Origin of the sequence: Thermus thalpophilus, from assembly GCF_022760915.1 — a bacterium.
GTDB classification, from domain to species: Bacteria; Deinococcota; Deinococci; order Deinococcales; family Thermaceae; genus Thermus; species Thermus thalpophilus.
In genome coordinates this window covers 51,937-72,398 of sequence record NZ_JAKTNS010000005.1, presented here as the reverse complement: position 1 = coordinate 72,398, position 20,462 = coordinate 51,937, and the positions used below count along the sequence as shown (strand labels likewise).

Here is a 20,462-nt window from a genome sequence, read left to right as displayed (position 1 = left end):
CCCTTCACTCTAGCGAGGCCTGAGGGGAAGAACGGCCCTGAAGCTCCCGGTTGGGCAGGAAAAGCACCGCCAAAAAGGCCAAGGCCACGAAGCCCGCGGCGAAGAGGAAGATCCGCTTTAAGGCCGCCACGATGCCCTCCTTTAGCGCTCCCTTCACCTTGGCCTCCACCGCGGTAAGCTCCGCCAGCACCCGCTTCGGCACCTCCCGAAGCGCCTCCTCCTCCGCCCGCTTCAAGGACTCCTGCACTTGAGCCTGGATGCGGATCGCTTGCTCCCTTAGTCCCGCCTCCACCTGGGCCAGGACCTTGGGCCTTAAGCCGGGTGGGGGTGGGGAGGCGAGGAGCCCCTTAAGGGCGGGAGCCAAGGAGGAAGCGAGTAGGGCCTCTTGCGCCCCCTCGTCCCCCTCCCAAGCCCGGGCCAGGAGGTCCAAGGTTCCCCTCACCACACCGCCAGGGAGGAGAAGGCCTTTGAGCTCCGCCGGCAGGGTGGGGTCCTGCAGGAGGGCCTTGCGCGCCGCCTCGTCGCCCGCAAGCGCCTTTTCCACCTCCCCCCGGAGCCTGGCGAAGCGGGCGGGTAGCCCCCCAGGCTCCAGGGTCTTCTTGAAGGCCTCGGGGAGGAAGGGGTCTTGGACCAGGGCCTCGTAGGCGGCGGCGTCGCCGGCAAGGGCCCGGGGAAGGAGCGCCTTTAGCCGGGCGAACTCCCGGTCCAGATCCAGGGCCATCCCCTCCCCGGTTCGGGCCATGGCGGGGGTGCTCCCGCCAGGAAAGGCCGCCTTCAAGTGGTCGGAAAGGCTTCCCGCCAGGATGGTGCCCAGAAGGGCGATGCCCATGGTGGATCCAATCTGCCGGGTGAACTGCACCATGCTGGTGCCGCTTCCCAGGCGCTCCCTGGGAAGGTCGCTTTGCGCCACGATGTTTAAAACGCTCTGCGCCGGGCCGAGCCCGAGGCCCAGAAGGAAGAAGAGGGCGATGACCACGTAGAGGGGCGTGTCCACCGCCAGGACGAAGTGCAGGGTGAGGAAAAGGACGAAGAGGAACAAAGGGCTTCCCAAAAGCAAGGCCTTGTACCGCCCCAAGCGGGCCACCAGCTGCCCTCCCCCGATGCTCCCCGCCATGACCCCAAGGGTGAGGGGAAGAACCGTGACCCCACTTTGGCTGGCGGAAACCCCCTTCACCACCTGGAGGTAAAGGGGCAGGAAGGCCACGGCTCCGAGGAAAGCGGGGCCAAAGAAGAAGGCGGCCAGGGCGGAAAGGGAAAAGGTGGGGATGCGGAACACGGAGAGGTCAAAGAGGGGGTGGGCCACCTTGAGCTCGGCGTAAACCCAGGCGGAAAGGCCCAAAAGCGCCCCGGCCAAAAGGCCCAGGATCACCGGGCTGGCCCACGGGTAGGTGCTCCCGCCCCACGAGAAGGCGAGCATGAGGGGCACGGTCCAAAGGATGAGGAGGAAGGCCCCCAGGAAGTCAAAGGGCTCCCGGTGGGCGGGCTTGAGCCGGGGCATGTAGCGGAGGATGAACCATAGGGCCACCGCCCCCACGGGCATGTTGATGTAGAAGACCCACCGCCAGGAGAGGTGGTCCGTGAGGAGCCCGCCAAGCCAGGGCCCCACGGCGGAGGACAGGCCGAAGATGGCCCCAAAGGCCCCGGCGATCCTCCCCCGCTCCCGGGGCGGGAAGAAGACGGCGATGGTGGTGAGGGCCAAGGCGAAAAGCGCCCCGCCCCCCACCCCTTGCAGGCCGCGGAAGAGGATGAGCTCCGCCATGTTCTGGGAAAGGCCGGAAAGGGCGGAGCCCAAAAGGAAAAGCCCCACCGCCCAAAGGAGGATGGCCTTGCGGGAAAAGAGCTCGGTGAGGCGGCCGAAGATGGGGGCGGACACCGTGGAGGTGAGGAGGTAGCTGGTGGTGACCCAAGCGTAGTACTCCGCCCCCTTGAGCTCGCCCACGATGCGGGGCATGGCGGTGGACACGATGGTCTGGTCCAAAGCGGCGAGGAACATCCCAAGCAGGATGCCCACCATGGTGTACCGGACTTCTTGCGGGGTGGGGTTCATGGTTCCTCCAGTTTTTCTAAAAGCCTTAAAAGCGCCTGGACCTCCTCCGGGGAAAGCCGGCTTAGGCGCTTGCGCAGGGCCTCCTCCATAAGGGCCTCCGCTTGGGCCAGGGCCTCTTCCCCCTTGGGGGTCAGGCGGAAGGCGAAGCGGCGGAGGTCCTTTTCGTCCAAGGCCCGGGCCACAAAGCCCGCCCCCTCCAAGCGGCGGAGCATGTGGCTCACCGTGGGGAGGGGTAGCCCCATGCGCCGGGCGGCCTCCGAGGGATGGGGGTGGTGCTTGAGGACGCGCAGAAGCCAGGCCTCGAGGCCCCCAAGCTCCCCAAGCCCCCGCTCCGCCTCCTCGCGGAGGGCCCGCTGCAAGCGCCAGATCCGGCCCAGGACCTCAAAGACCACGGAAGGAGATTATTTCATCTAAAACTATTTGACTGTGAATCACGCCACCTTGACCCTCAGGAGGCCTCGGGGGTAGGTTAGGGCCGGGGGAAGCCGTGAAGCTCTTGTATAGCCAGGGCGAAGATCACTACGCTTTAGACCCGGATCTAAGGGCGATCTTAGGCACCTTCTCCCCCGGTCTGCCCCAGGAGGAGCTTTCCGCCTTCGGCCGGCTCGTGGGGGAGGAGGTCTTGGAGGTGGCCCACCACGTGGACCAAATGGCCCACCCCCGCCTCCAGATGCACGACCTGAACGGCAACCGCGTAGACCGGGCCCTCCTCTCCCCCGCGCAACGGGCGCTTCTAGAGAAGCTCCGCCCCATGGTCCGCCCCGCCTACGAGGGGCGGGGCTGGCCCCTCCACTACGCCATGGGCTACCTCCTGGCGGACGGGGGGCTTTACTGCATCCTCACCATCACCCACCAGGTGGCCTACGCCCTCCACAAGTACGCCCCGGAGCACGCGGGCGTGAAGCGAGCGCTCCTCTATGGCCCCGCCTTCGGCGCCACCTGGATGACGGAAATCCAGGGGGGAAGCGACCTGGGGGCGAACCGCACCCTGGCCCGCAAGGAAGGGGAGGCCTACCGGCTTTACGGGGGGGACAAGTACTTCGCCTCCGGGGCGGGCCTAGCGGACTACGCCCTCGTCACCGCCCGGCCGGAAGGGGCCCCGGAGGGCCCCAAGGGGCTTGGCCTCTTCCTCCTGCCGCGGGAGGTGGAGGGAAGGCTCAACTTCCGGGTGCGCCGCTTCAAGGAAAAACTCGCCACCCGGGCCGTGCCCTCGGGGGAGGTGGAGCTGGAGGGAAGCCTCGCCTACCCCATCGGAAGGCTTGAGGAAGGCATCTACTACACCCTGGAAAACCTGACGGTGAGCCGCCTGGCCAACGCCGCGGCCGCCATGGGCCTCGCCAAGAAGGCCCACCTGGAGGTCCTCTTCCGCGTGGGGCGGCGCACCGCCTTCGGGAAAAGGCTCGTGGAGCACGAGCTGGTGCAGCGGGACCTTTTGGAAATGCGCCTTAGGCAGGTGGGGGGCACCGCCTTGGCCTTTTACGCCGTGGCCGCCTTTGACCGGGCCTGGGAGGAGCGTCCCCCCTACTCCGAGGCCTACCACCTGGCCCGCCTCCTCTCCCACCTGGCCAAGGGGCGCACGGCGGAGCACGGCACCGCCATCACCGCCTTGGCCATGGAGCTTTTCGGCGGGATCGGCTTCCTGGAGGACTACGGCGTGGCCCGCTTCCACCGGGAGGCCCTCATCACCCCCATCTGGGAGGGCCCCGCCAACATCCAGGCCCTGGACATGGCGGAGGCCATCGCCAAGAAGCGGGCCCACGAGCCCCTTTTGGAGGCGCTTAAGGCCACCCCCCTGGCCTTCGCCCACGCGGAAAGGGCCCTCAAGCGCCTGGCGGAGGAAGGCCCCTGGTACGCCAAGGAGGCCCTAAGGCGCCTGGCGGACGCCGTGGCCGTCCACGCCCTTTCCCAGGTGCCCCAAGCCCCCTTCCCCGAGCTGGCCCAGCTCTACGCCCAGGCCTTCCTGGAAGGGGAGGCCCTGCCGGCAAGCGCCCGAAGGCCCGCCCTCTTCCACCCCTGGGAGGGCTAGCGCACCTCCAGGGCCCTAAGCCGGTTCACCGCCGCCCCGAGCTCCAGGGGGCGGAGGGCGGCGAGCTCGGGGGCCTCCTCCAGGGAGAAAAGGTCCTCCACCGCAAGCGCCTTCTCCACCAGGTCCTTGAGGGGAGTGTTGCCGTCCGCCAGCCGCTGAAGGCGCTGGAAAAAGGCCCCGATGGCCCGCACCTGGGCGTTTTCAAAGAGGTCCAGGGCGGAGAGGTCCACCACCCCTTCCCCGTAGACGAGCTCCCGGAGGCCCCGCCCCTTCACCCGGGCCTTCCGCCCCCGCCTTGGGTCAAAGCTTTCCGGCAAGGGGATCCTCGGGCGCACCGCCAAAGGGTAGCGGGGCTCGCCGAAGGTCCGGCCCGTGGGGTGGGCCTGGGCGATGGCCCGGGCCTCCTGCGTCACCTCCTTGGCCCGGTACTCTTCCATGAGGACCACGGTGTCCGCAAGCTCCAAATAGTCCCCCACGCCCCCCACCACCAGGACGAGGCTTACCCCGAGGGCCTTGAGGTCCGCCACCCGGTCCAAAAGGGGGGTGAGGGTTTCCCGGCGCACCAGGGCCTGCATGCGGGCGTCCCGCACCAGGAGGTTGGTGGCGGAGGTGTCCTCGTCCAGGAGGAGGAGGCGGGCCCCCAGTTCCAGGGCCTCGAGGATGGCCGCCGCCAGGCTGGTGGAGCCCGAGGCGTCCTCGGTGGAGAAGAAGCTCGTGTCCTGGCCCAGGGGAAGGTCGTGGACAAAAGGCCTCAGGTCCACCCCCCTCACGCTCCGGCCGTCCTCGGACTGCACCCGCCCTGCCCAGGCCTCCGTCACCACCCACTCCCGCCCGTCCCCCGGCACGTGGGGGTAGACCCCGTGGACCAGGGCCTCGAGGAGGGTGGTCTTGCCGTGAAACCCCCCGCCCGTGATGAGGGTGAGCCCCTGGGGAAGCCCCATGCCCACCACCTCCCCCGCGTGGGGCACCCGGAAGGCCACCTTGAGGCTTGGGGGGCTTTGGAAGGGAATGGCCCCCTTCAGGGGCCGCTGGCTCACCCCGCTTTCCCGGGGAAGCACGCTCCCCTCCCCCACGAAGGCCACGAGGCCCCGCTCGGCAAGGCGCTCTTGGATATAGGCGAAGTCCTCCGCCTGGTGCACGTGGGACAGGAGCGCCCCCTCGTCCAGCTCCAATAGGAAGCCCCTCAGGTGCTCGGCCAAAGCCCGGAAAAGCCGCGCCGCCTCCCGCCCCAGGATGCGCCGCCCCTGGGCGGGAAGCCCTAGGCGGAAGCGGAGGGAAAGCCCCTCCTCCCCCAGGTGGGCCCCCGCCCGCTTCAGCACCTTGGGGCTTTCCACCTCCACCCGCACCTCCCCAGAGTGCCCCATGCCCCCGATGTGGGGAAGCGCCTTTAGGCGGGCCTTTAGGCTCCTTAAGAGGAAGTCTTCCACCGCCACCCGGCCCGCCTCGAGGGCGTAGACCCTAAGGCGCGCCAAGGCCTCCTTGGGGTAGCGCACCTCCAGCACCGAGGGGCTCGCAAAGGGGTCTCCCTGCACGTGCACGAAGCGCAGGACGAAACCTTCCCCTTGCCAAAGGCCCTTCAGGTCCTTGTAAAAGGGGTAAGGTTTCCCCTCTAAGGAGGTCAAAAGAGAATAGAGGTCCGCAAGCCGCCGCACCCCTAAAGCCTACCCCAAGGCCTCCACCTCCACCCGCCTTAGGGCGCGGGAGAGGCGCTCCACCCCCTCCAAGAACTCCTCCTCCCGGATGGTGAGGGGCGGGGCCACGATGAGGACATTGTGCTTGGCCAAGACATACACCCCTTCCTGGAAAAGGGCCTGCAAAAGCCGCTGCATGGGGGGGCTGAAGGGGGCGTGCCAGGGGGAAAGGGGTTCCTTGGTCCTCCGGTCCCTCACCAGCTCCAGGCCGAAGAAGGCCCCAAGCCCCCGCACCTCCCCCACCAGGGGGTGCCTTTCCCGGAGGGCCGAAAGCGCCTCCCGGAAAAGGCCCTCCAAGGCCAGGGCCCGCTCAAAGAGGCCCTCCTCCCGGTAGGCCTCCACCGCCGCAAGCCCCGCCGCCACCGCCAGGGGGTGGCCGGAGTAGGTGTGCCCCGTGGGCAAGGGGGTGTCGTCAAAGCGCCGCGCCAGGCCTTCCCGCACCAGGACGCCGCCGAGCGGCACGTAGGCGGAGGTGACCCCCTTGGCGAAGGTGATGAGGTCGGGGACCACGCCCAGGCGTTGGGCGGCGAAGGCCGCCCCCACCCGGCCGAAGCCCGTCATCACCTCGTCAAACACCAAAAGGATGCCGTGGCGTTGGCAAAGGGCCCGCACCCCCTCCAGGTACCCCTCGGGGTAGACGATGACCCCGTTGGAGCCCACCACGGGCTCCAGGAAGATGGCCGCCACCCGGTGGGGGTCCTCGTGGAGGAGGACCCTTTCCAGGTGGTCCAGGGCCCTTGCCACCTCCTCCTTGGGATCATCCGTGTAGAAAGGGCTCCGGTAAGGGAAGGGAGCGAAGAAGTGGACCACGCCCGGGATACCCGGCTCGGCGGGGAAGCGGCGGTTCTCCCCGGTGAGGCTCGCCGCCCCATGGGTGGCCCCGTGGAAGGAGCGGTAGGCGGAAAGAACCTTAAACCGCCCCGTGAGGTGGCGGACGAACTTGATGGCGTCCTCGTTGGCCTCCGCCCCCGAAGGGGTGAAAAAAACCCGGGCCCCTTCCGGCCAGGGGGCGAGGTCGGAAAGGGCTTGGGCGAGGAGGGCCCGCTTGTCGTGGAAGAGGCTCGGGGCGGCGTAGGCCAAGGTGGCCGCCTGCTCGGCGATGGCCTTCACCACCTTGGGGTGTCCGTGCCCCAGGTTCACCGCCACGAGCCCGGCGGAAAAGTCCAGGTAGCGGTGGCCCTCCGCATCCCAAAGCCAGACCCCTTCCCCCCGGACCACCAAGGGGGGGTTCAAGGAAGCCTGGGCCACCCACGGGGTGAGGACGTGCTTCTTGTGCAGGGCTTTGAGGTCCATTTACGCCGATTATACCTTTGCCCGAAGGTGGGGGCTTGTGCTTCTATTGAAACTGCGTTATCATTCTTGGCATGTGGCGTCCATGGCTCCTCTTCCTCTTGGCCCCCGCCCTGGCCCAGGTGCAGGTGGCGGCCACCACCCCCATCCTGGCAGACCTGGTGCGGCAGGTGGGGGGCGAACGGGTGGAGGTGGTGGCGGTGGTGCCCCCCGGGGCCGACCCCCACACCTTTGAGCCCACCCCGGGCCTGGCCCTGGCCCTAGCGCAAAGCCGGCTCCTCTTCGCCAACGGGCTCGGGTTAGAACCCTTCCTGCCCAAACTGCAAAACCTCCTCCCCAAGGGGGCCCGGGTGGTCCTCCTGGGGGAAGGGCAACCCGGCCTCATCTGCCAGGAACCCGGCCAGGAAGCCCACGACCACGGCCCCTGCGACCCCCACCTCTGGCTGGACCCCACCTACGCCGTGCGCTACGCAAAGCGCATCGCCGAGGAGCTCGGCCGCCTGGACCCCGAGGGGAAGGGGGCGTACGCGGCCAACCTGGCCCGCTTCCAAAGCCAGGTGGAAAAGCGGGACCAAGCCTTCCGGGCCTGCGGCCTAAAGGGGACCAAGGTGGTGGCGCAGCACGACGCCTTCCGCTACTTCGCCCGGCGCTATGGCCTGGTGGTGGTGGGCACCCTCAGCCAAAGCGGGGCGCAGGAGGTGGGGAGCCAAAGCTTCCTCGCCCTCTTGCAAAGGGCGAAGCGGGAAGGGGTGAAGCTCCTCTTGGCCGAACCCCAGTTCCGCGGCACCGCTTTGAAGGCCCTGGCCGAGGCCCTGGGCGCGCGGGTGGCGGTGCTTTACACCGACACCTTGGACGCCAAGGTGCCCACCTATCTTGCCCTTCTGGACCACAACCTGAAAGCCCTTTGCCCATAATAGGGGCATGGGCTATCAAGAAGTCTTCGGCGCCCTGCCCGAGGCCAGCGCCAAGGCCCCGGGGCGGGTGAACCTTTTGGGGGAGCACACGGACTACCAGGAGGGCTACGTCCTGCCCACGCCCCTTCCCTACTTCACCCAGGTGGAGGCTGGGCGGGCCGAGGGCAGGGTGGAGGCCTATAGCGAAGCGCTGCGGGAGCTTCGCGCCCGGCCCCTGCAAAGCGGCCCGCAAGGGGACTTCCTGGACTACCTCTTGGGCGTGGTCTGGGCCTTGCGGGAAGCGGGGCACGGGGTGCCGGGGGCGCGGTTTTTCGTGCGGAGCCAGGTGCCCATGGGGGCTGGGCTTTCCAGTTCCGCGGCCCTCGAGGTGGCGGCCTTAAAGGCCCTGCGGGCCCTCTACCGCCTGCCCCTTAGCGACCTCGAGGTGGCCCTCCTGGCCCAGAAGGCGGAGGTGGCCTACGTGGGGGTCCGGTGCGGGGTCATGGACCAGATGGCGGCGAGTCTGGGGGAGGTGGGCAAGGCGCTCTTTTTGGACACCAAGACCCTGGCCCACGAGAACCTGCCCCTCCCCCCGGGAAGCCGGGTGGTGGTCCTGGACCTGGGCCTGAAGCGCCGCCTGGCGGAGGCGGGCTACAACGCCCGCCGCCAAGAGGCGGAGGAGGCGGCAAGGCGGCTTGGCCTGGCCTCCTTGCGCCAGGTGCAGGACCTCTGCCTGGTGGAAAGCCTCCCCGCCCCCCTGGACAGGCGGGCCCGGCACATCGTGAGCGAAAACCTGCGGGTGCTTAGGGGGGTGGAAGCCCTGAGGCGGGGGGACGCCAAGGCCTTTGGCGAACTCATGACGCAAAGCCACCGCTCCCTTTCCCGGGACTACGAGGTGAGCCTTCCCGAGCTGGACACCCTGGTGGAGGCGGCCCTGGCGGCGGGGGCGTATGGGGCCAAGCTCACGGGGGCGGGCTTCGGCGGGGCGGTGGTGGCCCTGGTGCCCGAAAGGGGCCTGGAAGGCTTCCGCCAGGCCCTCCTGGAACGCTTTCCCGGGCTCCGCCTCCTTTAGGCGTAAGCTTAAGCCATGGAAAACCCGAGCCTCCTCCCCCTCCTGGACGCCCGGATGCCCCTCACCGAGGACAAGGTGGCCGAGGCGGCGCGCCTCGCCGGGGTGCCCCTGGCCCAGGCTTGGGGGGTGGTGCGCTACTACCCCCGCTACCGCGGCCTACCCCAAGGCCGCCTCCTGGTGGACGATCCCGTGGCCCGGTCCCGGGGCTTCGCCCGGCTGCGGGAAGCGGCGGACGGGACCTACCCCCCTTTGGGCCTCGAGGCCTTCTCCCCCATCCACGTGCGCTTCACCCCCGAGGGCCGCTTCGTGGAATGGGCGGGAGGCCTGGTGCCCTTTAGGGACTTCCGCCTACCCTTCGCCATAGGCCACGGAAGCCGTCTCATCCCCCCGGAGCCCATCCTGAGCCTGGCCCAGTACCGCGCCTTGGGCGGGCTCAAGGCCCTTTCCGCCTTACGGCAAGGGCAAGGGAGCCCGGATGGGGTCATCCGGGCGGTGGAGGAGGCCGGGCTCCTGGGCCGGGGCGGGGCCGCCTTCCCCGCCCACGTGAAGATGCGGGCCGTGGCTAAAGGGGCCTCGCCCAAGTACCTGGTGGTGAACGCCGACGAGTCCGAGCCCGGCAACTTCAAAGACCGCTTCCTCCTGGAACACCACCCCTTCTTGGTCGTGGAAGGGGCCCTCCTCGCCGCCTTGGCCGTGGGGGCGCAAAAGGTCTACCTCTACGTGCGGGAGGAGTTTGAAGCGGCGCAAACGGGCCTTCTAAGCGCCATCCGCGAACTGGAGGAAGCCGGCCTCCTCCCCGTGCCCACGGAGGTCTTCCGAAGCGGCGGGCTTTACATCTGCGGCGAGGAAACCGCCCTTTTGGAGTCCATGGAGGGCAAGCGGGCCGAGCCCAGGCTCAAGCCCCCCTTCCCCGTGGAGCAGGGCCTTTGGGGAAGGCCCACCCTGGTGCAGAACGTGGAAACCCTGGCCAACCTGCCCCTCCTCCTGCAAGAAGGGCCCGGGGCCTGGCGCGCGCGGGAGCCCAAGCTCTTTTCCATCAGCGGGGACGTGGCCCGCCCGGGCCTTTACGAACTCCCCCTGGGCACCCCGCTGGGCGAGGCCTTGCGCCGGGCCGGGGGGGAGCCTGAGGAACTCCAGGCGGTGCTCCTGGGGGGAGCGGCGGGGGTCTTCACCCGGGATTTCGCCTTTCCCTTGCGCTTCAAGGAAAGGCTTCCCCTGGGAGCGGGGGCCTTGGTGGCCTTCGGGGGCGGGGTGGACCTGTGGGAGGTGCTCCTGGGCCTCGTCCACTTCCTGAAGGAGGAGTCCTGCGGGAAGTGCTTCCCCTGCCCCTTGGGAACGGCGGTGCAGGTGGAGCTGGTGAAGCGGCGGGAGCGGAACCGGGCTCTGGTGCGGGATTTGGCGGAAACCCTAAGGGGAAGCCTCTGCGGCTTGGGCCAGTCCGCCTACTGGGCCTACCAGAGCCTCCTGGAGGTGGAAGGTGCGGCTTAGGGTAGACGGGAAGGACATGGAAGTCCAGGAAGGGACCCTTTTGCTCCAGGTGGCCCGGGTGCCCACCCTCTGCCACCACCCCCACACGGAAACCCGGGGCCTCTGCCGGATTTGCCTGGTGGAGGTGAATGGGCGCCTACAACCCGCCTGCGCCACCTTGGCCCAGGAGGGGATGGAGGTGAAGACGGAAACCGAAGCCCTCCGGCGCCTGAGGAAGACCCTTTTGGAGTGGCTCGCCCTCACCACCGACCTCTCCCAGGCGCCTGAACTCCTCGCCCTCCTGGAGCGCTATGGGGCCGAGCCCGCCCGCTGGCCCGAGGTGGAGGGGCGGAAGGAGCGGGAAGCCGTAGAGGACAACCCCTTCTTCCTGCGGGACTACGCCAAGTGCGTGAACTGCCGCCGGTGCGTGGACGCCTGCGGGGATGGCGTCATGGGGGTGTACGCCCTCACCCTCGAGGGCCGGGGCCTACTGGCCCACCCCACCACCCCCCTGGGCCGCCCCTTGCCGGAAACCCCTTGCGTCTTCTGCGGCAACTGCGTGCAGGTCTGCCCCACGGGGGCCCTTCGGCCCCTTGCTCTGGAGGTGGCGTGATGCGCACCACGTGCCCCTACTGCGGCGTGGGTTGCCAGGTGGAGCCCGAGCTAAAAGAAGGCCGGGTGGTCCGGGTCCTGGCCCCGGACATCCCTCCCAACCACGGGGCCCTTTGCGTCAAGGGGCGCTTCGGCCTGGACTTCCCCTTTTCCGGCAAGCGCCTCCTTCACCCCCTGGTGCGGGAAAGCCTGAACGCCCCCTTCCGCAGGGCCACCTGGGAGGAGGCTTTGGACTTCGCGGCGGAAAGGCTTCTGGATGTGCTAAGGCGAAAGGGCCCCGAGGCCATCGCCGTCTTCCCCTCGGCCAAGACCACCAACGAGGAGGTGTACCTGGCCCAGAAGCTAGCCCGGGTCCTCCTGGGCACCAACAACGTGGACCACTGCTCCCGGCTTTGCCACTCCTCCTCCACCGCCGCCCTTTCCCGCTCCCTGGGCGGGGCCAGCATGACCAACCCCATAGAGGACATCTGGAAAACCGACCTCTTCCTGGTGGTGGGCTCCAACACCACGGAAACCCACCCCGTCATCGCCGCCATGATCAAGAAGCGAGTGCGCCAGGGGGCGAGGATGATCGTGGTGGACCCCCGGTACACGGGTATGGCCGAGGCCGCCACCTTGTGGCTTAGGGTGCGCCCCGGCACCGACCTTTTCCTCCTGAACGCCATGGCCCGGTACATCCTGGAGGCGGGCCTTTGGGACCGGGCCTACGTGGAGGCCCGGACGGAGGGTTTTGAGGCATGGCGAGCCTCCTTGGAGGAATACACCCTGGAAAGGGCGGAGGCCGTCACCGGGGTGGAGCGGGAGAAAATCGCCCTGGCCGCTCGGCTCTACGCCACCACCGAGCGGGCCGGGGCCTACTGGGCCATGGGGGTCACCCAGCACACCAAGGGCACGGCCACGGCCCAGGCCCTGGTGAACCTCGCCCTCCTCACGGGCAAGGTGGGCAAGGAAGGGGCGGGCCTCAACCCCTTGCGGGGCCAGAACAACGTGCAAGGGGCCGGGGACATGGGGGCCTTGCCCGACGTCTACCCCGGCTACCTCAAGGTGGCGGAGGAGGGAGCCAGGGCCCGCTTTGAAGCCCTGTGGGGCGTGCCCCTCAACCCCAGGCCGGGCCTACGCATGACGGAGGTCTTTGAAGCCATTCCGGAGGTGGAGGCCATTTACCTCATCGGGGAAGACCCCGTCACCAGCGAACCCTATCAGGACCACCTGAAGGCCAAGCTCGCCGCCCTTCCCTTCCTCATCGTCCAAGATATCCTGGAAAACGAAACCACCCCCTTCGCCCACGTGGTCTTCCCCGCCGCCAGCTTCCTGGAAAAGGACGGCACCTTCACCAACACCGACCGCAGGGTGCAGCGGGTGCGGAAGCTCCTGGAGCCCCCCGGCGAGGCCCGGCCCGACTGGTGGATCACCCAGGCCCTCGGCCAGCGCCTGGCTCAGGCCCTGGGGCGCCCCTGGCCCACCTACCCTGGCCCCGAGGCCATCTGGGAGGAGGTGCGCCGGGCCATCCCCGAGCTCATGGGGGGGATCGCCTACGCCCGCCTCGAGGCGGCGGGGGTGCGGTGGCCCTGCCCCCGGGAGGACCACCCCGGGGAGGCGGTGCTCTTCCGGGAACGCTTCAACACCCCCACGGGCCGGGCCCGCTTCCACCCCGTGGACTACACCCCTCCGGCGGAACCCCCTTCGGAGGACTACCCCTTCACCCTCTCCACCGGCCGGGTCCTCTTCCACTGGCACGGCGGAACCCTAAGCCGCAACAGCCGCCTGCAGGAAGCCTACCCGGAGCTCAAGGTGGAGGTGAACCCCAAGGACGCCGAACGGCTTGGCCTCCAAGACGGCGAGCCCATCTACGTGGTGAGCCGCCGGGGCCGCATCCGCGCCCGGGCCTGGGTGACGGAGCGCACCCCCGAAGGGGTGGTCTACGCCCCCTTCCACTTCGCCGAGGCCCCCGCCAACCGCCTCACCCTGGACGCCCTAGACCCCATCAGCCGCATCCCGGAGTACAAGGTGAGCGCCGTGCGGCTAGAGAAGGTGGACTAGGTGGCGGGGAAGGCGAAGGTCTCGTAGGCGAGCTCGGCCACGCCAAACCAGCGGTACTGCTCTTCCCGGAAGGCCCAGTAGGCGGTGTAGACTTTCCTGTACGTGGCGTCCTTGGCCGCCTGCTCCTCGTAGAGGGCCCGGGCCTCCTCCAAGGCCTTCTTCATCACCTCCGTGGGCCAGCGCCTCAGGCGCACCCCGGCGGCGAGGAGGCGCTTTAGCGCCTTGGGGTTTTGCGCGTCGTACTTGGCCATCATGGTGAGGTTCACCTCCTGCGCCGCCACCTGGAAGGCCTCCTGGAACTCCTGAGGGAGCCTGGCCCACTCCCGTTGCGAAACCAGGAAGGAAAGCTGCGCCGAAGGCTCCCAGAAGGAGGGGTAATAGTAGTAGCGGGCCACCTTGTAAAAGCCGAGCTTCTCGTCGTCGTAGGGCCCAGAGAACTCGGTGGCGTCAATGGTGCCCCGCTCCAAGGCGGGGTAGATGTCCCCGGCGGCCAGGGTCTGGGGCACCACCCCAAGCCGGCCCATCACGAGCCCGCCGAGGCCGGGGATGCGCATGCGGAGACCCTTTAGGTCGGCGAGGGACCTGATCTCCTTGCGGAACCAGCCCCCCATCTGCGCCCCCGTGTTCCCGCCGGGGAACTGGAGGACGCCGAAATCGGCGTAGACCTCCCGCAGGAGCTCCAACCCCCCGCCGAAGAGCATCCAGGCGTTGTGCTGGCGGTAGGTGAGGCCAAAGGGCACCCCCCCGTCAAAGGCCAGGGCCGGGTTTTTGCCCACATAGAAGGGGCCGTAGGTGTGCCCCGCCTCCACCGTGCCCTGCTGCACGGCGTCCAGCACCTGCCCCCCGGGGACGATCTCCCCGGCTTGGTACACCCGGATCTGGAACCGGCCCCCCGTGAGGTCCGAAACCCGCTTGGCCAGGTCCTCCGCCCCGCCAAAGAGGGTGTCCAAGCTCCTGGGGTAGCTGGACACAAGCCGCCAGCGCACCTGGGGCTGGGCCTGGGCGTGTGCGGAATAGGTGAGGCTCGCCGCCAGGCCCACGCCCATCTTCTTCAGAAAGCTCCGCCTTTCCATACCGCCTCCTCAGGTGCCCTTAGGATAGCAGACTACGTCCCTTCCTCCAAAAGCTTAGCCACCTGGGCGAGGAGGGTTTGGGCGTCAAAGGGCTTGCCCAAGAAGGCCCTGGCCCCCGCCGCCAAGGCCTCCTCCTGGCTCCTGGCGGAAACGCTGGCGGACAAGGCGAGGACGGGAGGCCCCCCGCGGCGCTTGACCTCCCGGATGACCTCGAGGCCGGAGACCCCCGGCATCACCAGGTCGCAGAGCACCAGGCCGTAAGCCCCTTCCCCCAGGCGCTCCAAGGCCAGCTTCCCCGAGGGAGCCCAGTTCACCACATGCCCGGCCCGCTCCAAGATGCGGCGCACGGTGTGGGCCACCAAGGGTTCATCCTCCACCAGCAGGATGCGGGCCATATAGGGGTAGGATAACCCGGAAGAGGCTTCCCTTGCCCTCCTCCGTCTCCACCTCTATCCGGCCCCCGTGGGCCTCCACGATGTGGCGGGAGATGTAAAGGCCAAGCCCGGTGCCCGCCACCCCGCGGGCGCTGGCGTTTTTGGCCCGGGCGTAGCGCTGGAAGAGCCGGGGAAGCTCCTCCTTCGGGATGCCGGGCCCGGTGTCCGCCACCTCTAGGACTAAGGCCTCCCCCTCCCCCTTGGCGGAAAGGCGCACCCGGCCGCCTGGGGGGGTGAACTTGAAGGCGTTGGAGAGGAGGTTGCCCACCACCTGCACCACCCGCTCGGGGTCCGCCTCCACCACGGGAAGCTCGGGGATTTCCACCTGGAACTCCACCCCAGCAAGCCGGGCCACCCCTTGGAAGCTCCGGGCGATCTCCAGGAGCTTGGGTCTCAGGTCCACCGGGCGGCGGTTCACCTCAAAGCGGCCCGCCTCGAGGCGGCTCGTATCCAAAAGGTTGTCCACCATGGTCTTGAGGCGGAAGGCGCTTTCCAGGATAAGATCCACGGACTCCTCCGCCCCGGGGGAAAGCCCCTCCTCCTTGAGGAGCTCCGCCAAGCCCATGATCACGGCCAAGGGGGTGCGGAGCTCGTGGGAAACGGCGGCGATGAACTCGCCCTTCAGGCGTTCGGCCTCGAGGCGGGGCCTCAAGTCCCGTAGGTTCACCACCACCCCCCCCACCCGGGGCTCGTGGAGGAGGTTCCGCCCCCAGGCCTCCATGGGAATGGGCGTTCCGTCGGCGTGAAGGACGCGGAACTCCCCCGTGCGCACCTCCCCGGGGTGGGCCAAAAGCTCCCGGAAAAGCCCCTCCGCCAAGGAGCGGTCCTCGGGGTGGACGAAGTCCAAGGCGTTGAGGGGGGTCCGCTTATACCCCTCGGGATCATAGCCCAACACCCCCCGCACGCTGGCGCTTACGAAGCGGACCCCGCCCTCCCCGTCCAGGACGTAAACCACGTCCTGGGAGTGCTCCAAGAGCGCCTTAAGCCGCTCCTCCTCCGCCTCCAGGAGCTCCAGGAAGCGGGCCTTTTCCAACACCAAGGCCAAAAGGGTCCCCACCTGGGCGAGGCGGGCGAGGAGGCGCTCCCCGAAGCGGCGCCTTCGCCGGTAGCCGAGGAGGAGCCCGCCCCGGAAAACCCCGGCGCGAAAGGGCACCACCAAGGCGCTGTGAAGGCCCAGGGTAGCGGCGATGGCACACTCGCTAGGACGAAGCTCCTCCACCCCCAAGGGGCTTTCCTCGGCCAAGGCCCGCTCCAAGAGGTTGGGCTGGGGCAGGGAGGGAGGCAGGGGGCAGGTGGCGAAGAGAACCCCTTCCCCTTCCGCCACGAGCACGCCCTCTTCCGCGGCGAAAAGGGACTGGAGGCGGCGCACGATGGCCTCGGCCAGGCCCTTCAGGTTCTGCTCCCTTAGGGCGGCTTGGGCCAGGTCCACCAGGGCCTGGGTAAAGGCCACCTGTTCCCGCAAGGCCCGCTCCATGCGCACCCGCTCGCTGATGTCGTGGAGCACCAGGATGCGCATCTCCCCCACCGCCCGGCCCCGGACGCTATAGCTCCGCCCGCCTAAGGAAAGCTCCAGCCTGCCCCCCTCTAAAGCCGGGCCCAAGGCGGCGGGGAGGTCCTCCAACGCCACCTCCGGTCCCAGGCCCAACGCCTCCTGCGCCCGGGGGTTGGCGAAGCCCCTTTCGCCAAAGAGGACCACCACCCCATCGGGGAGGTCTTCTAGTACCTGGGACAACCGCCTTCGCTCCGCCGCCAGGGCCAAGGAAAGCTGCGTCTTTTCCCGGTAAAGCTTGGCGTTTTTCAGGGCCACCCCGGCCACCCCAGCCAAAAGCTCCACGTAGCCCACCTCCTCCGGGCTCACCGGGCCCCCTCCCGGGCCGTGGTCCACCGCCACCACCCCCAAAGGCTCGTCCTCGGCCAGGATGGGCACGTAGGCCACGCTGGCCCCCACGCCTTGGCCCACGGCCGCGGGAATCTGGTCTTTAGGGAGAACCAAGGTCCTCCGCTCCCGCACCGCTCGGGCCATGGGGTCCGGGGAGGCGTCCACGGCCAGGTGGATCCGGCTCCTGCCCTCCGTCCAGAACACCTCCTGACCCCGCACGGTGAGGTGCCCCTCCAGGCGGCCTTCCTTGACCAAGGCCACGGTAACCCGGAAAAAGCCAAAGCGCTGGGATAGCGCCCGGGCCAAGGTTTCCAACACGGCCCCCGGCTCCAGGGAGCGGGCCACCTCCCGGGCCAGGGCGCTCACGTGGGAGAGGGCCTCCACGTGGCGGGAGAGCTTTTCCAAGGCGGCGTTCCGGCTTGCCAAAAGCTCCCCGTTTTTCAGGGCCAAGGCGGTGAGCTGGGCGAGGAGGGGCAAGGTGGGCTGGAGGGCCTGGGGCACCCCCTCGAGGCTCAGCACCCCCTTGGCCCCAAAGCGGGGGCAGCTGGGGCAGACCAAGGCCCGGCTTTCCCGGGTGGCCCGGGGCCTTTCCTGGCAGCGGGCCTCGGGGTCGCTCCAGCAAAATAGGGCCTCCTCCCCCACCACGGGCAAAAGCCACTCCTCCCCCCTCTTAAGCGGCCCTTCCGCGAAAAAAGCCTCCTGCACCGGCCCCTTGCTGTAAAGGGGTAGGGCGATGGCGGAAACCGTGTAGTGCCGCCCCCTCCCCGAGGCCACCTCGCCCACCAGTTCCCGAGTGGAGGGGTGGTAGAGGAAAAGGGCGGCCCGCTCCACCCCCTCTTCCGTGGCCACCTCCAGGAGGTTGCGAAGAATCTGCACGGGTTCCAAATCCTTTAGAAGGGCCCGCTGGAAGCGGGCCAAAACCCCAAGCTGACCAACCAATCTCATCTGCCTCCAATGGTAGCATGGGGCCTGGGTTGCAAGGGGAAGGGCAAAATCTTAGACTTGGTCAAAGAGTGGGCCCCTTGCCCAGGGGAGGTCGGGTATGCCCGTGGACTTTAGCCTAACGGAAGAGCAAAAGCAACTCCAGGCCCTCGCCCGCCGCTTCGCCAAGGAGGTGATCCTGCCGGTGGCGGCGGAGTACGACGAGAAGGAGGAGGTCCCCTGGCCCGTGATTGAAAGACTTCACGAGGTGGGCCTCCTCAACGCCATCATCCCCGAGGCGTACGGGGGCATGGGCCTCAAGATGCTGGACGAGGTCATCGTGGGGGAGGAGCTGGCCTACGCCTGCATGGGCATCTACACCATCCCCATGGCCAGCGACCTGGGCATCACCCCCGTGCTCCTGGCGGGCACCGAGGAGCAAAAGCGGCGCTTCCTCACGCCCCTCACGCAAAAGCCCGCCCTGGCCGCCTTCGCCCTGAGCGAGCCCGGAAACGGCTCCGACGCCGCCGCCCTCAGGACCCGGGCCGTGCGCCAAGGGGACCACTACGTCCTGAACGGCACCAAGATGTGGATCTCCAACGGGGGCGAGGCGGAGTGGGTGGTGGTCTTCGCCACGGTGAACCCCGAGCTCCGCCACAAGGGCGTGGTGGCCTTGGTGGTGGAAAAGGGCACCCCAGGCTTCCAGGCGGTGAAGATTCACGGCAAGATGGGGCAAAGGGCGAGCGGCACCTACGAGCTCATCTTTGAGGACGTGAAGGTGCCCGTGGAAAACCGCCTGGGGGAGGAAGGGGAAGGGTTCAAGATCGCCATGAACACCCTGAACAAGACCCGCATCCCCGTGGCGGCGGGAAGCGTGGGGGTGGCCCGCAGGGCCTTGGACGAGGCCAAAAAGTACGCCAAGGAGCGGGAAGCCTTCGGCCAGCCCATCGCCAACTTCCAGGCCATCCAGTTCAAGCTGGCGGACATGATGATCGGCATTGAAACGGCCCGCATGTACACCTACTACGCCGCCTGGCTCGCCGACCAGGGCCTACCCCACGCCCACGCCAGCGCCATCGCCAAGGCCTACGCCTCGGAAATCGCCTTTGAAGCGGCCAACCAGGCCATCCAAATCCACGGGGGTTACGGCTACGTGCGGGAGTTCCCGGTGGAAAAGCTCCTTAGGGATGTGAAGCTCAACCAGATCTACGAGGGCACCAACGAGATCCAGCGGCTCATCATCGCCAGGCACGTCCTGGCGGAGTGAAAGGAGGCAGGATGAAGTTCGTTGCGGTGATCCGGCAAGTCCCCGACGGGGAGAGCAGGCTCAAGATCCAAGGGAGCCGGGTGGACCTTTCCGGGGCCACCCTGATCCTGGACCAGATGGACGAGTACGCCGTGGAGGAGACCCTGCGCCTCAAGGAAAAGCACGGGGGCGAGGCCATCGTGGTGGGGTTTGGCCCCGAGCGCACGGAGGAGGCCATCCGCACCGCCTTGGCCATGGGGGCGGACCGGGGCATCCACGTGGTCTATGAAGGCTTCGCCGACCCCGTGGCGGTGGCCGAAGCTTTGGCTGGGGTCATCCAGGAGGAAGCCCCCACCCTGGTCGTCACCGGGGGGCAGCAGGCGGACTGGGACAGCCAAGCCCTGGGCGCCGCCTTGGCGGAGGCTTTGGGGGTGCCCGTGGTGTCCTGGACCACCGCCTTGGAGCTGGAGGGCGAGACCGCCAAGGCCAAGCACGACCTGGACGAGGGGGCGGAATGGGTTAGGGTGCGGCTTCCCGCCGTCTTCACCACGCAGCAGGGCCTGAACGAGCCCCGCTACCCCACCCTGCCCGGGATCATGAAGGCCAAGAAGAAGGAGGTCAAGAAGGTGGCCTTCCAGGGCGCGCCTAAGGTGGAGATCCTCGAGGAAACCATCCAGGAGAAGACCCGCCTGCAAAAGATCCTGGACGGCAAGGACCCCGTGGCGGCGGCGGAGGAGCTGGTGCGGCTCCTCCACGAAGAGGCCAAGGTCCTCTAGGAGGTGGCTATGGTGCTGGTGGTTTTGGACCACGATGGGAACAAGCTGCGGAAGGGAAGCCTCGAGGCCCTCACCCGGGCCCGGGCCCTGGCGGAGGCCCTGGGGAGCAAGGTGGTGGGGGTTCTTCTGGCGGAGGAAAAGGCCCCGGCGGAGGAAGCCCTAGCCTACGTGGAAACCCTTTACACCGCCACCCTAGGCCCCTACACCGCGGAGAAGTGGGCGGCCGGGGTCTTGGCGGCGGCGCGGCAGGTGGGGGCCCAGGCGGTGGTGGCCCCCTCCTCCCGGCAAAGCCGCACCTACTTGGGCCGGGTGGCCTACGCCCTTAAAGCGGGGCTTCTAGAGGACACCCTGGAGAGCACGGTGGAGGGCAGGGCGGTGGTGGCCACCCGCTACGCCTACCTGAACCGGGTGACGCAGAAGGTGCGGGCCGCCTTGCCCGTGGTCCTCACGGCAAAGCCCAACACCACTCCCCTGGCGGAACCCCTCCCGACCCGGGGAGAGGTGAAAACCCTGGAAGTGCCCTCCGTGCCCACCGTGGAGGTGCTGGAACGCCTCCAGGAGGAGAAGAAGGGGGTTTCCCTCACCGAGGCGGACATCGTGGTCACGGGGGGCCGGGGCATGGGGAGCGCCGAGGCCTTCCGCCTGGTGGAGGAGCTCGCCGCCCTCTTGGGCGGGGCCGTGGGGGCCACCCGGGCGGTGGTGGACGCGGGCTGGCGGCCCTACAGCGAGCAGGTGGGCCAGACGGGCAAGACGGTGCAGCCTTCCCTCTACATCGCCCTGGGCGTCTCGGGGGCGGTGCAGCACCTGGCGGGGATGAACAAGAGCAAGTACATCGTGGCGGTGAACAAGGACCCCGAGGCCCCCATCTTCAAGCACGCCGATTACGGCATCGTGGGGGACGTGCACCAAGTGGTGCCCGCCCTCATTGAGGCGGTGAAGAGGCTAAAGGACTAAGGCAAAAGCCAACCCGCCGGGGCGGTCCCCGGCGGGGCTTT

16 protein-coding genes are annotated in these 20,462 nt (G+C 68.4%); 9 read left to right on the top strand and 7 right to left on the bottom strand.

Going from position 1 to position 20,462, the window contains the following annotated elements:
* Positions 1-4: 4 nt before the first annotated feature.
* Positions 5-2,047 (bottom strand): MDR family MFS transporter, encoded by a 2,043-nt coding sequence (locus L0D17_RS03480; protein WP_243093892.1) that lies wholly within the window; start codon positions 2,045-2,047, stop codon positions 5-7.
* Positions 2,044-2,439, bottom strand: a complete 396-nt coding sequence (locus L0D17_RS03475) for a MarR family winged helix-turn-helix transcriptional regulator (RefSeq protein ID WP_039460032.1) — start codon at positions 2,437-2,439, stop codon at positions 2,044-2,046. Before L0D17_RS03475 ends, L0D17_RS03480 begins: the two co-directional genes overlap by 4 nt.
* Before the next feature lie 95 nt (positions 2,440-2,534).
* On the opposite strand from L0D17_RS03475, the gene L0D17_RS03470 reads away from it, so the two are divergent.
* Complete coding sequence (locus tag L0D17_RS03470; RefSeq protein WP_243093891.1) at positions 2,535-4,073, top strand: acyl-CoA dehydrogenase family protein; 1,539 nt, start codon at positions 2,535-2,537, stop codon at positions 4,071-4,073.
* On the opposite strand, the gene L0D17_RS03465 is transcribed toward L0D17_RS03470, so the two are convergent.
* Together L0D17_RS03465 and L0D17_RS03460 are read right to left on the bottom strand one after the other, a co-directional pair.
* Complete coding sequence (locus L0D17_RS03465; protein WP_243093890.1) at positions 4,070-5,725, bottom strand: ABC-ATPase domain-containing protein; 1,656 nt, start codon at positions 5,723-5,725, stop codon at positions 4,070-4,072. The genes L0D17_RS03470 and L0D17_RS03465 overlap by 4 nt on opposite strands.
* Positions 5,726-5,734: 9 nt before the next feature.
* Positions 5,735-7,057 (bottom strand): aminotransferase class III-fold pyridoxal phosphate-dependent enzyme, encoded by a 1,323-nt coding sequence (locus L0D17_RS03460; protein WP_243093889.1) that lies wholly within the window; start codon positions 7,055-7,057, stop codon positions 5,735-5,737.
* Positions 7,058-7,128: 71 nt separating this feature from the next.
* Between L0D17_RS03460 and L0D17_RS03455 the strand changes: the two genes are divergently transcribed.
* From L0D17_RS03455 to fdhF, 5 genes are read left to right on the top strand one after another with little or no spacing between them, the layout of a single operon-like run.
* Positions 7,129-7,968, top strand: coding sequence for a metal ABC transporter substrate-binding protein (locus L0D17_RS03455; protein ID WP_243093888.1), 840 nt, complete (start codon positions 7,129-7,131; stop codon positions 7,966-7,968).
* Between the two features lie 7 nt (positions 7,969-7,975).
* Positions 7,976-9,019, top strand: a complete 1,044-nt coding sequence (gene galK, locus L0D17_RS03450; RefSeq protein ID WP_243093887.1) for a galactokinase — start codon at positions 7,976-7,978, stop codon at positions 9,017-9,019.
* A gap of 15 nt (positions 9,020-9,034) precedes the next feature.
* Complete coding sequence (locus L0D17_RS03445; protein ID WP_243093886.1) at positions 9,035-10,507, top strand: NADH-ubiquinone oxidoreductase-F iron-sulfur binding region domain-containing protein; 1,473 nt, start codon at positions 9,035-9,037, stop codon at positions 10,505-10,507.
* The gene (locus L0D17_RS03440; protein WP_243093885.1) at positions 10,497-11,099 is read left to right on the top strand and encodes a 2Fe-2S iron-sulfur cluster-binding protein; all 603 of its coding nucleotides are present in this window, start codon (positions 10,497-10,499) and stop codon (positions 11,097-11,099) included. The genes L0D17_RS03445 and L0D17_RS03440 overlap by 11 nt, the downstream gene beginning before the upstream one ends.
* Positions 11,099-13,138: a formate dehydrogenase subunit alpha gene (gene fdhF, locus L0D17_RS03435; protein WP_243093884.1), complete on the top strand. Its 2,040-nt coding sequence runs from the start codon at positions 11,099-11,101 to the stop codon at positions 13,136-13,138. The genes L0D17_RS03440 and fdhF overlap by 1 nt, the downstream gene beginning before the upstream one ends.
* On the opposite strand, the gene L0D17_RS03430 is transcribed toward fdhF, so the two are convergent.
* Genes L0D17_RS03430 through L0D17_RS03420 form a run of 3 tightly spaced genes read right to left on the bottom strand, consistent with a single transcriptional unit; the run spans position 13,135 to position 17,469 of the window.
* Complete coding sequence (locus L0D17_RS03430) at positions 13,135-14,211, bottom strand: TRAP transporter substrate-binding protein (protein WP_243093883.1); 1,077 nt, start codon at positions 14,209-14,211, stop codon at positions 13,135-13,137. The two genes, fdhF and L0D17_RS03430, sit on opposite strands and share 4 nt — an antisense overlap.
* A 32-nt stretch (positions 14,212-14,243) precedes the next feature.
* Positions 14,244-14,606 (bottom strand): response regulator, encoded by a 363-nt coding sequence (locus L0D17_RS03425; RefSeq protein ID WP_243093882.1) that lies wholly within the window; start codon positions 14,604-14,606, stop codon positions 14,244-14,246.
* Positions 14,578-17,469, bottom strand: a complete 2,892-nt coding sequence (locus L0D17_RS03420; RefSeq protein ID WP_039460017.1) for an ATP-binding protein — start codon at positions 17,467-17,469, stop codon at positions 14,578-14,580. The genes L0D17_RS03425 and L0D17_RS03420 overlap by 29 nt, the downstream gene beginning before the upstream one ends.
* A 97-nt stretch (positions 17,470-17,566) precedes the next feature.
* Here L0D17_RS03420 and L0D17_RS03415 point away from each other — a divergent pair, with 97 nt between their 5' ends.
* Genes L0D17_RS03415 through L0D17_RS03405 form a run of 3 tightly spaced genes read left to right on the top strand, consistent with a single transcriptional unit; the run spans position 17,567 to position 20,421 of the window.
* Positions 17,567-18,712, top strand: coding sequence for an acyl-CoA dehydrogenase family protein (locus tag L0D17_RS03415; RefSeq protein ID WP_039460016.1), 1,146 nt, complete (start codon positions 17,567-17,569; stop codon positions 18,710-18,712).
* A gap of 11 nt (positions 18,713-18,723) precedes the next feature.
* Positions 18,724-19,467, top strand: coding sequence for an electron transfer flavoprotein subunit beta/FixA family protein (locus L0D17_RS03410; RefSeq protein WP_243093881.1), 744 nt, complete (start codon positions 18,724-18,726; stop codon positions 19,465-19,467).
* Positions 19,468-19,476: 9 nt separating this feature from the next.
* Entirely contained in the window at positions 19,477-20,421 is a 945-nt protein-coding gene (locus tag L0D17_RS03405) for an electron transfer flavoprotein subunit alpha/FixB family protein (RefSeq protein WP_243093880.1), read from the top strand.
* Positions 20,422-20,462: the final 41 nt, after the last annotated feature.